The sequence below is a fragment of the Lentimicrobiaceae bacterium genome, assembly GCA_028697555.1.
Lineage (GTDB): Bacteria > Bacteroidota > Bacteroidia > Bacteroidales > UBA4417 > UBA4417.
Map to the genome: position 1 here is coordinate 1 of JAQVEX010000014.1, position 13,147 is coordinate 13,147.

Annotated in this window: 15 protein-coding genes; 10 read left to right on the forward strand and 5 right to left on the reverse strand. The window is 34.4% G+C overall.

Annotated features, from left to right (window positions below):
* From rfaD to PHP31_03330, 5 genes are all read right to left on the reverse strand, one after another.
* Window positions 1-867 (reverse strand): ADP-glyceromanno-heptose 6-epimerase (gene rfaD, locus PHP31_03310; protein MDD3738302.1); only part of this gene is annotated, 867 nt, incomplete at its 3' end.
* Between the two features lie 117 nt (window positions 868-984).
* Window positions 985-1,989, reverse strand: a complete 1,005-nt coding sequence (gene gap, locus PHP31_03315) for a type I glyceraldehyde-3-phosphate dehydrogenase (GenBank protein MDD3738303.1) — start codon at window positions 1,987-1,989, stop codon at window positions 985-987.
* 181 nt (window positions 1,990-2,170) lie between these two features.
* The gene (locus PHP31_03320) at window positions 2,171-2,401 is read right to left on the reverse strand and encodes a hypothetical protein (GenBank protein MDD3738304.1); all 231 of its coding nucleotides are present in this window, start codon (window positions 2,399-2,401) and stop codon (window positions 2,171-2,173) included.
* A 24-nt stretch (window positions 2,402-2,425) separates the two neighbouring features.
* Window positions 2,426-2,830, reverse strand: coding sequence for a hypothetical protein (locus tag PHP31_03325; GenBank protein MDD3738305.1), 405 nt, complete (start codon window positions 2,828-2,830; stop codon window positions 2,426-2,428).
* Between the two features lie 252 nt (window positions 2,831-3,082).
* Window positions 3,083-3,562 (reverse strand): methylated-DNA--[protein]-cysteine S-methyltransferase, encoded by a 480-nt coding sequence (locus PHP31_03330; protein MDD3738306.1) that lies wholly within the window; start codon window positions 3,560-3,562, stop codon window positions 3,083-3,085.
* Between the two features lie 165 nt (window positions 3,563-3,727).
* Here PHP31_03330 and lepA point away from each other — a divergent pair, with 165 nt between their 5' ends.
* From lepA to PHP31_03380, 10 genes are all read left to right on the forward strand, one after another.
* Complete coding sequence (lepA, locus tag PHP31_03335) at window positions 3,728-5,515, forward strand: translation elongation factor 4 (GenBank protein MDD3738307.1); 1,788 nt, start codon at window positions 3,728-3,730, stop codon at window positions 5,513-5,515.
* A gap of 20 nt (window positions 5,516-5,535) precedes the next feature.
* Window positions 5,536-6,390 (forward strand): DUF4271 domain-containing protein, encoded by an 855-nt coding sequence (locus PHP31_03340; GenBank protein MDD3738308.1) that lies wholly within the window; start codon window positions 5,536-5,538, stop codon window positions 6,388-6,390.
* A 27-nt stretch (window positions 6,391-6,417) separates the two neighbouring features.
* The gene (locus PHP31_03345) at window positions 6,418-7,164 is read left to right on the forward strand and encodes a uroporphyrinogen-III synthase (protein MDD3738309.1); all 747 of its coding nucleotides are present in this window, start codon (window positions 6,418-6,420) and stop codon (window positions 7,162-7,164) included.
* A 31-nt stretch (window positions 7,165-7,195) separates the two neighbouring features.
* Entirely contained in the window at window positions 7,196-7,603 is a 408-nt protein-coding gene (rnpA, locus tag PHP31_03350) for a ribonuclease P protein component (protein MDD3738310.1), read from the forward strand.
* Window positions 7,584-7,805 (forward strand): membrane protein insertion efficiency factor YidD, encoded by a 222-nt coding sequence (yidD, locus tag PHP31_03355; GenBank protein ID MDD3738311.1) that lies wholly within the window; start codon window positions 7,584-7,586, stop codon window positions 7,803-7,805. Before rnpA ends, yidD begins: the two co-directional genes overlap by 20 nt.
* A 21-nt stretch (window positions 7,806-7,826) precedes the next feature.
* Window positions 7,827-9,491, forward strand: a complete 1,665-nt coding sequence (locus PHP31_03360; protein ID MDD3738312.1) for a S41 family peptidase — start codon at window positions 7,827-7,829, stop codon at window positions 9,489-9,491.
* A 9-nt stretch (window positions 9,492-9,500) separates the two neighbouring features.
* Window positions 9,501-11,171 (forward strand): O-antigen ligase family protein, encoded by a 1,671-nt coding sequence (locus PHP31_03365; GenBank protein MDD3738313.1) that lies wholly within the window; start codon window positions 9,501-9,503, stop codon window positions 11,169-11,171.
* 13 nt (window positions 11,172-11,184) lie between these two features.
* Window positions 11,185-11,661 carry a cytidine deaminase gene (gene cdd, locus PHP31_03370; protein MDD3738314.1) on the forward strand — a complete coding sequence of 159 codons (477 nt, stop codon included), beginning with the start codon at window positions 11,185-11,187 and terminating at the stop codon, window positions 11,659-11,661.
* Window positions 11,662-11,975: 314 nt separating this feature from the next.
* A complete protein-coding gene (locus tag PHP31_03375) occupies window positions 11,976-12,455 on the forward strand; it encodes a hypothetical protein (GenBank protein MDD3738315.1) in 480 nt (159 codons plus the stop codon).
* A gap of 234 nt (window positions 12,456-12,689) precedes the next feature.
* Window positions 12,690-13,136 (forward strand): hypothetical protein, encoded by a 447-nt coding sequence (locus PHP31_03380; protein ID MDD3738316.1) that lies wholly within the window; start codon window positions 12,690-12,692, stop codon window positions 13,134-13,136.
* Window positions 13,137-13,147: the final 11 nt, after the last annotated feature.

Genomic DNA, 13,147 nt, shown 5'->3' on the forward strand with positions numbered 1-13,147 from the left:
ATCGGCTTGGGTGAAATACTGATACTTATCTCTGATATCTATCGGCGTATCGATAAAGTTTATATTTTCCGGTATATCAAGTGCTTTAAATACAGCTTGAGCCAAATGTAAAAACGGTCTGGCATTGCCTGTGCCTAGATTGTATAAGCCGGATTTTGGTTTGTTTTCCATCAAAAATGTTAATACATCTACAACGTCCTTTACGTACACAAAATCTCTTTTTTGGTATCCGTCTTTATAATTGGGATTATGCGACCTAAACAAGTTTGTATAACCTTGTTTTTTTATTTGATTGTACGAGTGCATAACCACCGATGCCATTCTTCCTTTGTGGTATTCGTTCGGACCATAAACATTAAAAAATTTCAGTCCGTACCATGCAGGTGGAGTTTCAGTCTGCGACAAAGCCCATTTATCAAAATCGTTTTTTGATTCGCCGTAGGGATTAAGCGGTTTTAGCTTATCAACAATATCGTGAGAATCGTTATATCCCAACTCTCCCATTCCATACGTTGCAGCACTCGATGCATAAACCAAAGGTATCTGATATTTTGAGCATTTTTGCCATACCTGTTTAGTATAGTTTAAGTTCAAGCGGTCGAATACAGATTTATCAAACTCAGTTGTATCGGTTCTTGCACCTATGTGATAAATAGCTTCCACATTGTGTTGGTTTTCATCTAACCACGAAAAAAAATCGTCGCGATGTACTTTTTGATATATGTTTTTATTTTTTATGTTCTTGTTTTTATCTTCTCTACTAAAATCATCGACAGCAATAATTTTTTTATCGCTTGCAGAGTTTAATTTTCCTATCAATGCAGAGCCGATAAAACCTACGGCTCCTGTAACTACTATATACTTCATTTTCTATTTTTTAATTTTGTTCAAAGATATGTTTTTCTGAAAAACAAATCGTAACATGATAGCAAAAAAAAATCGCTATTTATTTATAGCGATTTTTTTAATTTATTTATTATTCATCTACTTAACGGTATTCATGTACGCAATCAGGTCTAACATTTTGTTTGAGTATCCCCATTCGTTGTCGTACCATGCAATCAATTTAACGAAATTAGGATTTAGCATAATACCGGCTTGTGCATCAAAAATACACGAGTAGCTATTTCCAATAAAGTCGCTTGATACAAGAGGTTCATCAACGTATTGAATAATACCTTTCATATTTCCTTCTGCCGACTTTTTAATAACTTCTTTAATTTCTTCGTAGCTTGTCGATTTTTTTAAGCGACAAGTTAAGTCAACAACAGAAACATTAAGGGTTGGAACTCTAAAAGCCATTCCTGTGAGTTTTCCTTTAAGTTCAGGAATTATTATTCCAACAGTTTTTGCAGCTCCTGTGCTTGAAGGTGCAATGTTAGAACCGGCTGCTCTGCCTCTACGCCAATCTCTGGACGAAGAACCGTCAACTATTTTTTGAGTAGATGTAAGTGAGTGTACTGTTGTCATAAGACCTTCTTCTATGCCGAACTCATCGTTAATAACTTTTACCAAAGGTGCAAGACAATTGGTAGTACAGCTTGCATTTGAAGCAAATGTTTCACCTTTATATTCTTTATGATTGACACCATAAACAAAGACGTGAGTATCGTCTTTTGCCGGCGCCGACATAACAACATGTTTTGCACCACCGTTGATGTGAGCCTGACAGCTTTCGGCAGTTAAAAACTTACCTGTGCATTCAAGAACAAAATCGGCTCCTACAGATGCCCAGTCAATTTCGGCTGGGTCTCTGTGCGAGGTAAATCTTGTTGCTTTACCATCTACAATAATATTGTTGCCTTCAACTTCAATTTTTTTATCAAATATGCCGTGAACCGTATCGTATTTAAGCTGATATGCTGAATATTCAGGATCTTGTAGGTTGTTTACAGCAACAACTTCCATATCATTTCTATTACTTGCAGCTCTGAACGCGAGGCGTCCGATACGTCCAAATCCGTTAATTCCTATTTTTATCTTTTCCATAGTATTGTATTTTTATTATTCGGTGCAAAATTACACATTATTTCAAAATTAACTTACTTATCCGATTATTTATTTGTTACTATTTATTAATAATACTTCTGTAAGCTCTACTACACAAGTGCACATAAAAATACTGCCCTAAACAAATTAGAGCAGTATTAATATATTTATTAGTTAAAACTTAGAACTTATAGATAGCTCCAACAGTTATTGCTCCTAAGTTAGCAACATTTGTTAAGTCAAAATTCATGCCGAAGAACGAAGCAGTCGAAACTGTTTTTTGTTGTGGTGCCGGTGGATTATCGGCTGTTCTGACAAAGCCTGCGTTAAAGCCAAGGAAGTTAAGGTTGGTCCTTAACTGAACATGATTGTTAACATCGTATTTTAAACCCGGTGCTAAACCAACTGCCATTCCTACAACAGGATCTGAAGCAACTCATAAACCTCCGAGTGTTTCAGTAACTTTGCCGAAAACAAAAGTAAAGCTACCACGAGCAAAAACTCCAAATTTACCTACTTTCATAAAGGTGAAATCAGCGTAAGGGCGGAGCTGAAATAATGTAGTAGTTGCTTTATAGTTATCTGGAATAGCATTATCATTTTCTGTAAAAATAGTCAAACCCACAACACCTCCAATGGCAAGCTTATCAGACAAAATAAAACCTAACTCAGGACTTAGGTCAAAAGTAAATTCAGATGGACCTTTCACGGAAACATTTCCTTGAACGTCTTTTGATCCATTAGTATTAATTCCAAAAGTACCTCCCATGTACATTTGAGAATAACCTGCAGTAACAAACATAACTACAAAAACTGTAATAAGTAATCTTTTAAACTTCATAATATTAATTATTAAAAAATGCCTACTCTTTGTTGGTTTTTCGGCTTACACCATATTGCAAAAATAACAAATTTTGAATATATCCAAAATTTGTTATTTAATTTTTATGTTTTAAGAAAGCTTTTCTAGATTATTTTACATACTATATTATCTAACGTGTTGTATTACAGCATTTGGTACATATTTAAAATATCTATTAACAAAATTGAAAAATTATCAACAATAAGTCCGTTATATAGTGTGAAATAAGCTTTATAAATTTATACAGCCATTTTCAACTTCTATTAGTTTTTGCTTAATACTAACTCCTGCCGCATAACCACCAAGTTTTCCATCATAAGTAATTACCCTATGACAAGGAACAATTATAGCTATAGGATTTCGATTATTAGCCATACCTACAGCTCTTGCTGCCTTTGGGTTACCAATCTGTACGGCAATATCTTTGTACGAACGTGTTTGTCCGTAAGGGATTTTGCATAATACTTGCCAAACTTTAATCTGAAAATCAGTACCAAGCAATTTTATTGGAACTGTAAACTCTTTTCTTTTTCCTTCAAAATATTCGTTAAGTTGCTTAAGGGTTTCATCTGTCAAAGCGCAGGGTAACGATTCTGCTGACTCTGTTTTGTTGTTACCAACAAAATCAACTCCAACAATAAAATTATCATGATAAGATATTTTTATTTCTCCCAACAGCGTTGTGTAAATAGCTGATAAAACTGTATCCATTATGATAAAAAAACAATTATGTTAAAGGACAAATTTAACAATTTGAAACAAAAAACAATTATTTGCACTAAAATTTTAATAAACATTTAACCTGTAGTGAAAAACCTTTAGCAAAATCTAAAAACCTTAATAATATTTACGAAAAAACAATTACTTTTGCAAACGATGAAAAATATTCGAAATTTTTGCATAATAGCTCATATAGACCATGGTAAAAGTACTTTGGCTGATAGGTTATTGGAAGCTACCGACACGTTAAATCTCAGACAGCAGCAAGATCAAGTTCTTGATAGTATGGATTTGGAAAGAGAGCGCGGTATTACAATAAAAAGTCATGCCATACGTATGGATTACAATTATGGTGGCGAAAATTATGTATTAAACTTAATTGACACGCCCGGGCACGTCGACTTTTCTTACGAAGTTTCTCGTGCAATAGCTGCCTGCGAAGGTGCGTTGCTTATTGTTGATGCAACACAAGGCATTCAGGCTCAAACCATATCGAACTTGTACTTAGCTTTGGAACAAGACTTGGAAATTATTCCTGTCATCAATAAAATTGATATGGACGCGGCTATGCCCGACGAAGTTGAAGACCAAATTGTGGATTTGCTTGGTTGTAAGCCCGAAGAAGTTATTAGAGCAAGTGCAAAAATAGGCTTTGGAATAGAAGATATTTTATCTGCCATTATTAATAGGATTCCTGCACCTAAAGGCGATGCAGATGCACCGCTACAAGCTCTTATTTTCGACTCTTTGTTCAATCCGTACAGGGGTGTTATTGCTTACTTCAGAATTTTTAACGGAACTCTTAAAAAAGGCGACCACGTTAAATTTATGGCTACCGACAGAGATTATACGGCTGACGAAATTGGAATTTTGAAACTTGCGTCGGAGCCTGTCGATGAGCTTAATGCGGGAGACGTTGGATACATTATTTCGGGAATAAAAACTGCCAAAGAAATTAAAGTCGGCGATACTATTACTCATGTTGAAGATGGTTGCCATAAACCCATAGAAGGCTTTAGCAACGTTAAGCCTATGGTTTTTGCCGGATTGTATCCTGTTGATAGCGAAGACTACGAAGACCTAAGAGCTTCTATTGAAAAATTGCAACTTAACGATGCTTCGCTAACCTTTGAACCCGAATCATCAGTGGCACTAGGATTTGGTTTCCGTTGCGGTTTCTTGGGATTATTACACATGGAAATAGTTCAAGAGCGTTTGGACAGAGAGTTCGACATGGACATTATAAACACCGTACCAAACGTTATGTATAAGGTTATAACCACAAAAGGTGAAGTTTTAGAAGTGCATAATCCTTCCGGCATGCCCGATGTTAGTACAATACATCACGTTGAAGAACCGTACATTCATGCTCAAATAATTACGAAATCGGAGTACCAGGGAAGCATTATGAAACTGTGCTTAGACAAAAGGGGTACAATGAAAAATCAGGTTTACCTTACACAAGACCGCGTTGAACTTACTTTCGATATTCCATTAGGCGAAATTGTATTCGATTTTTATGATAAACTAAAGAGTATATCAAAAGGCTACGCCTCATTTGATTATCATATATCCGACTATAAATTATCAAACCTTATAAAATTAGATATTTTATTGAATGGCGACCCTGTTGACGCACTTAGCACACTTATACATCGCGATAATGCTTACACATTTGGTAGAAGAGTTTGCGAAAAACTTAAAGAGCTGATACCACGTCAACAGTACGAAATTGCTATTCAGGCTGCAATAGGTTCAAAAATAATTGCTCGCGAAACTATTAAGCCACTTAGAAAAGACGTTACTGCTAAATGCTACGGTGGAGATATTTCGAGAAAACGTAAACTTTTGGAAAAACAAAAGAAAGGTAAAAAAAGAATGCGACAAATAGGAAACATTGAAGTCCCGCAAAGCGCCTTTCTAGCAGTTCTTAAATTAGATTAATCTATAAATCTGGATTACATATGCCTCAAGGAGTGGATAATTTGTTGTACAATTACGACACAACACAAAAGTTGAACTTCCACCCTTTGTTTCCATATTTTGATACTGTGCAAAAAACTACCGACAGTACAAATCTTGTCGGTACAAATAATAATTATCAAAAATATTATCAAGAAGTTTCGGGATTCGATAATCTTTTGAAAACCTCCGATTTCGACCATATTCAAACTAAAACCACTATCAATAACGATTGGTTGGTTTTTGTAATTCTGATAAGCATTTCAATTTTTTCTGTAATACAAACTTTTTTCAACAAGCGAATACAACAAATGTACAAGGTTATTGTCAAACCTTCTCATTTGTACCAAATAGAGCGCGATGGAAATTTGCTTTCAGAATTTATTCAAATACCGTTAAACATCATACAACACCTGATAATCCCTCTGTTTATTTATCAAACTGCAGTTTATTACGAGATTATATCTTCGCAACGTGGGCTCCTTCTATATGCAATTTTTGTGGGTGTTTACGTATTGATAAACCTAACACGGCATTTGGCAATTCACCTTTGGGGATTAACATTTTCTACTAAAAGTTTAAGTCAAACTCATCGTTTGCTGCTAACCATATATAATCAAATCACTGCTATATTAATAATGCCAATATCATTGTGTTTTCTTATTTGGCAGAACTCTGTTTTTATAAAAACAGGTTTTTTAATAGCGGCTATCATGTTGACTATTAGAGTTATAAGACTTTTCTACATGAGCTTTTTTCAAGCAAGGCATCAATTATTTTATATAATTGTGTACTTTTGCACACTCGAAATTATACCAATTTTGATAATTATTAAAACAATTTATATACACATATAAATAGATTGAACATAAAATTAACAAATCATGGCACAAAAAATACTAATATCGCAACCCAAACCTAACGAGTTAAATATAACTCCATACAAAGAATTGGAAACCAAATACGGCGTTAGCTTTGATTTTGTACGATTTTTTAAAAACGAAAGCGTTTCGGTAAGAGAGTTCAGAAACAGCAAAACGTACATAAACGATTACACTGCTGTTGTTTTTAACAGTCGCCATGCTGTTGACAACTTCTTTAATTTGGCAAAAGAAGTCAGAGTTCAGGTAAAAGAATCGATGAAGTATTTTTGCCTTTCAGAAGCTATTGCGAACTATCTTCAAAAATATATACAATACAGGAAAAGGAAAATATTTTTCACAAACCAGTGTACAAACGAGCTGATTGAGCTTATTAAAAAGAATAACACCGAAAATTATTTACTTCCTTGTTCGGAAGTAACAAACAACGAAATAAGCAACGCTTTGGAAGAAGCCGGTATTAAGTTTCGTCAAACAACAATGTACCGTACTGTTTCGGAAAAGTTAGACGATATTGACATTACCAAGTACGACATTATTGTATTGTACAGCCCGAAGGGAATAACCGCTTTGTTTGATAATTGGAAAGATTACAAACAAAACAAACAAACCATTGCCACATTCGGCGATTCGACTAAGCAATACGCCAGAGAACGCGGACTTAAAGTAGGAATATCGGCACCAACATCAAAATTCTTTTCAATGACCGCCGCTTTAGACGATTACTTGAATAAAAAGAACAAAATATAATCCTTATCAGAAAAGATTTAATTGTAGCATTTTGTCAGAAATAAACACCGATAATTCGTTTTCGAAAAATGAAAGAATTTGCTCGGCTTTACAAATATCCGAACTTTTTAGTAAGGGAAAGTGTATTACCAAAAAGCCTATAAAACTTATATACCTGCAAAAACCTTCTGTCGACAACGATGCTACTGTTAAAGTGTTGATTTCCGTCCCCAAAAAAAAACTGCACAAAGCCGTCGACCGCAATCGTGTCAAGCGGTTGATAAGAGAATGTTACCGACTTAACAAAAGCAAATTGCACCAAAAAATTGATTGCAATTGCCAGGTGCTTTTGGCTTTTATTTACACCGAAAATCAGGTTTACAAATATGCTGCAATTTATGACGCAATAAATGATTTGTTTAATCGTTTACCAATAAAACATGAAGAGAGTAATATCTAAAATACTAATAGCTTTGATACGTTTTTACCAAATTGCAATATCGCCGTACCTTCCTCCTTCGTGCAGATACCAACCTACATGCTCAACATACAGCATTGAAGCAATAAAAAAACACGGACCAATAAAAGGTTCGTGGTTGGCAATAAAGCGTATTTTGTCATGCAACCCGTGGGGCGGTAGTGGATATGACCCTGTTCCTTAAATTTTAAAATAAGTTTCAAATATGAATAAAAAAATTACATCTTTTAGCAAATTAATTTTTACGATAATTATAGCTATTGCCTTTTTTCAAAAGGGATACGGACAAAATGACAAAGATTTTGAAATTCTGAAAAATGTAGATATTTACACATCGCTGTACAGAACCCTTAATGCCAACTACGTTGACGATATTAAGGTATCGGAAATGATGAAAACAGGCATAGAAGCAATGCTTAAAGAACTTGACCCATATACTGTTTTTGTTTCGGAAAGCGAAATTGAAGATATAAAATTTATTACAACCGGCGAATATGGCGGCATTGGCTCATTAATACAAATGCGAAACGATAGAGTTATTATTTCGGAACCTTACGAAAATTCGCCTGCACATAAAGCCGGACTTAAATCCGGTGATATTATTCTGAAAATAAATAATCAGTCGGCACTTGGAAAGACAGTTCAAGACGTTAGCGCCATGCTTAAAGGACAACCCGGCACATCTATAGATATTGAGATTGAAAGACCCGAAACCAATAAGACTCTGAACATAAAAGTAACTCGCGAAAAAATCTCCATACCGCCTGTCTCATACGCTAGCGTACTAAGCAATAACGTTGCTTACATTAAGCTCAATTCGTTTACCCAAAACTCGTACAATGAAGTTAGAAAAGCTTTTACAAGTATGCGCGACACTACTAAACTAAAAGGTGTAATCTTAGACTTAAGAGATAATTCGGGCGGACTGCTAACCGAAGCCGTTGATATTGTCAACTTGTTTGTAGATAAAGGCGAACACGTTGTTAGCACAAAAGGCAAACAAAAAGATAAAAACAGTTCCTTTTATACAACAAAAACGCCAATCGATACCAAAATACCTGTTGTTGTTTTAGTTAACGGCAGAAGCGCTTCGGCTTCCGAAATTGTATCGGGTGCTATACAAGATTTGGACAGGGGTGTTATTATTGGCAGACGCACATTTGGCAAAGGTTTGGTGCAAAACATTTTCCCTTTGGATTACAACACACAGGTTAAAGTTACCGTAGCCAAATATTACATTCCAAGTGGCAGATGTATTCAGGCAATAGACTATACACATCGCAACAAGGATGGCGACCCCGATATTATTCCCGACTCGCTGATAAATGAATTTAAAACTCGCAATGGTCGTAAAGTGTACGACGGAAAAGGAATACAACCCGATATTTTGTCCGATACGGTTTCGTTTAACAGTATTATTTTCAATCTAATAACTCAAAATATCATTTTCGACTACGCTACCAAGTTTGCTGCTAATAACGCAACAATTGCAAGTCCTTCCAAATTTCAAATATCCGACGGTCAGTACGATGAGTTTGTGAAATTCACCCAAAATAAAAATCTTACCTACAAAACGCAAATGGAAGAAGTTTTGGAAGATTTGAAAAAAGCTGCCGAATTTGAAAATTCTTTCGAAAATATAAGCTCCGAATATAATCAGCTGAAAAACATAATTGAACAAAACAAAAACAAAGACCTTATCACAAACAAAAAACAAATAAAACAGCTAATCGAACAAGAAATAATTTCGAGATATTACTACCAAAAAGGCAGAATTGAACATTTTTTGAAAGACGACAACGATGTTTTAAAAGCGATAGATATTATCAATAACAGCGATAAATACAAAGAAATTTTAAAGAAAAAGTAATTTTTATTCATGAAACTGAAAACAACTTCGTTAAACTATAAAGACGGATACTTTATTTCGATAGTATTGCTTGTTGCTAGCTTGCCGCTCTCGAAGTTTACGATGAGTGTTTTTCAGTTTTGCATCTTGTTTTTTTGGCTTTGGCATGGAGTTTCTTACCCCAAAAGTTTGAGCCGGTCAAGCAAAAACTCTGTAATAAAAATCATTTTTGCTTACTTAGCGGAAATTTTTAAACAGCTTATAAACAAGTTTAAAATACTGTTTAAAAATAAAGTTGCGTTGGTTTTTGTTTCTATTTTCTTTATGCACATTATTGGTCTCACCTACACCACCGATTTTAATTACGCATTTAACGACATCAGAATAAAAGTTCCGTTGTTTATTCTCCCTTTGTTTTTCGTTAGCGGTCCAAAATTATCAATAAAACAGCTACACATTATTTTTATAGTTTACATTCTCGCTGTTTTAGGCGGAATTACCTATCAATCATTGCTTTTTTACCAAGCCGGCGAAGCAAGTGCCTACGCAATAAACTCGCACGTTAGCCACATACGTTTTAGTCTTAACGCTATTTTTGCAATGGCACTTTGTTTCTACTTTGTTTTTAGTAAAATCTTTAAAAACGTACTTGTCAGACTGCTTTTTGTTATTCCAATTGCCATAATTGTAGCGTTTGTTTCACACTTTAATTATAAAACCGGAATTATGCTTATCCCTATAGTGGTTGGACTATCGGTGGTATTTTTAATTATTAATTGTAAAAATAAAATAGTAAAAACAACGGCTATAATCGGTACAGCAATAGTGATAATTTTGGGCATAATTGGAATTAAAATTTTGTTCGACAGTTTTAAACCGAAAACAATAGACTTTGCCACTTTGGATAAGGTAACGGCAAACGGAAACGCCTACACACACGATACGACAAACTACAAAACCCACAACGGCAAATGGATGGGCTTGTATATTTGTTATCCCGAACTCATCGAAGAATGGAACAAACACAGCTCTACCGATTTTTACGGCAAAGACAAAAAAGATCAGCCGATTAGGGGAACGTTGATAAAATATTTAGCATCAAAAGACCTAAGAAAAGATGCCGAAGGTTTTAGTAAACTTAGCAGCGAAGATATTGAAAACATTGAAAACGGCATAAATAATGCAAATTATACGTCGGGAAAGACATTGCGTAACAATTTTGAAGATTTTTATGCGGGATATTGCAACTACAAAACCAACAAATACGTCAATTACAACACGTATTGGCAAAGAGTTGAATATTGGCGTACATCTATTTTGATAATAAAACAGCATCCTGTTTTTGGCGTTGGCACCGGCGATTTGCAATTGGCATTCGACAAACAGTACGAAAAAATGCAAAGCACTTTGGATACTCAATTCCGACATCGCTCGCATAATCAGTTTTTGGCTATTGCTATTGCGTTTGGATTAGTTGGCTTGGCTTTATTCGTTTTCGTACAATTTTATCCGCCAATAAAACAAAAAAGTTTTAAAAATTACTATTTCTACATTTTTTGGTTCATAGCAATGATATCAATGCTTACCGAAGACACATTGGAAACCCAAGAAGGTGTTACATTTTACGCAGTTTTTATGGCTTTGTTTTTATTTGCAGTAAATTTTGCCAATAGCAACGATAAATCGGAACAAGAAACTTAAACACAACACGATTATGGAAAAAAAACATATTACTATCAGTTACAACGAGTTTTCAAACGTAAATGAGCTTGAAGAATATCAACAAAAGTTAATTCGCAAAGCCGAAATTGTTTTAAAAAATGCTTACGCTCCTTTCTCGAATTTTAAAGTCGGAGCAGCCGTATTGTTAAGTAATAATAAAGTAGTTACGGGCTGCAATCAGGAGAATGCTGCTTTCCCTTCGGGATTGTGTGCCGAAAGAGTTGCTCTTTTTTCTGCTGCATCAAAATATCCGGGTGTAAAAGTAAAATGTATTGCCATTGCCGCCGAAAGTAGTAATCTGTTTTCACCTGATATTGTAACACCCTGCGGTGCTTGCTGTCAGGTTATGAGTGAGTTTCAACTACATAATAATGAACCGATAGAAGTGCTGCTTAAAGGCAAAAATAAAATAATTCAACTGTTTGGAATCCAACAACTATTACCTTTTACATTTAAAACCAACGGTTAACCGATTGGCGAAAATCTTGCCTGAAACAATAAATTCACCTTACTTTTTACAGATAATTTTTACCATCTGAAAGTTTTTTTCATTTTATTAACCTTTATTAAAAAAGTTTTTATAACTTTACAAGAAATTTTTAGCCGTGTCTTTCAAAAATTTAATATTCACATACTTACACATTTTAAGCCGCCAAAAAGGCAATAGACATTGCTTATCTGTTTATTAACATAGCAGATAAGCACAAAACAACGGCTTAAGCTACTTGCCTTAATTTAAAGTAGCTAAACAAAATAATAATAAATTTAAAAAATAATATAAATATGAAAAAGTTTAGTTTAATTAAAATAGCTGTAATAGCAATTATTGCTACTTTAAGTCTTGGACTTTTCACGGCTTGTAACAAAGAGAATGATGCTTTATCATCTAGTAAAGATAATGAGGTTACTATTGTTACACCCGAAAATGATATTTTCACAAAATGGGAGTGCTTTTCTGCTAAAGGTATTAAAATTACATTAGATTTATATAAAGACAGATATTATACAACACTAAGTGATACTACTCCTTCCTTATGTAAGGGCTTATTTTTTGCAAACAACGTTTGGGTAGAATATCAAATGAATCAGGATACAATGTTTCTTACCAAAATTGGAGATTTAGAGTTGGTACCTGATGGTAGTGTTAGTCCCAAATGGTTAATAGACACACCTTCTGATAACGTTATGGCAATGGAATACTTAGGGCTTATACCTGCTGTTGAATACATAGAATTAATGTATGAGTTTAAACGTATTAAATAGTTTTGCTCAATAAAAAAGGGTGCAGCAGATTTCCCCCGCTACCGCCCCCGCTACCGCACGATTGCATCGTGTGGTAATTGTTTCTGAAAACATTAACTTGTTAAATCATTAGAATTTTGTATTTTTGGCATTCAACTAAATTGAGAAAATTATAATGAGCCGCAACTACAAGTTTCGGACTTGCCACACGATACAATCGTGCGACAGCAAAATAGTTAACTAAATTCTAAAAATATGAAAAAGTTTAATTTAATAAAAATAGTTGTAATAGCGATAATTGCTGCTTTAGGTATTGGTCTTTTCTCGGCTTGCAACAAGGACAATGATAATGCAAATGCTGTTACACCCGAAAATGATGTTTTCACAAAATGGGAGTGTGTTACTACCAGAGGTAATAAAGTTACATTAGATTTGTACAAAGACAAATATTTTACCACACTAAGCGATACTACTCCTATGTTATGTACAGGCTTATTGTTTGGAAACAATGTATGGGTAGAATATCAAATGAATCAGGATACGATGTTTCTTACCAAAATTGGAGATTTTGTAATAGAACCTTCTGGTGGTAGTCCCGGATGGTTTATAGACAAACCTTCTGAGAACATTATGATAATGGAGTACTTAGGTCTTATAGTCGGAATTGTAGAAATAACATATGAGTTTAAACGTGTTGAATAGTTTTTGAATAA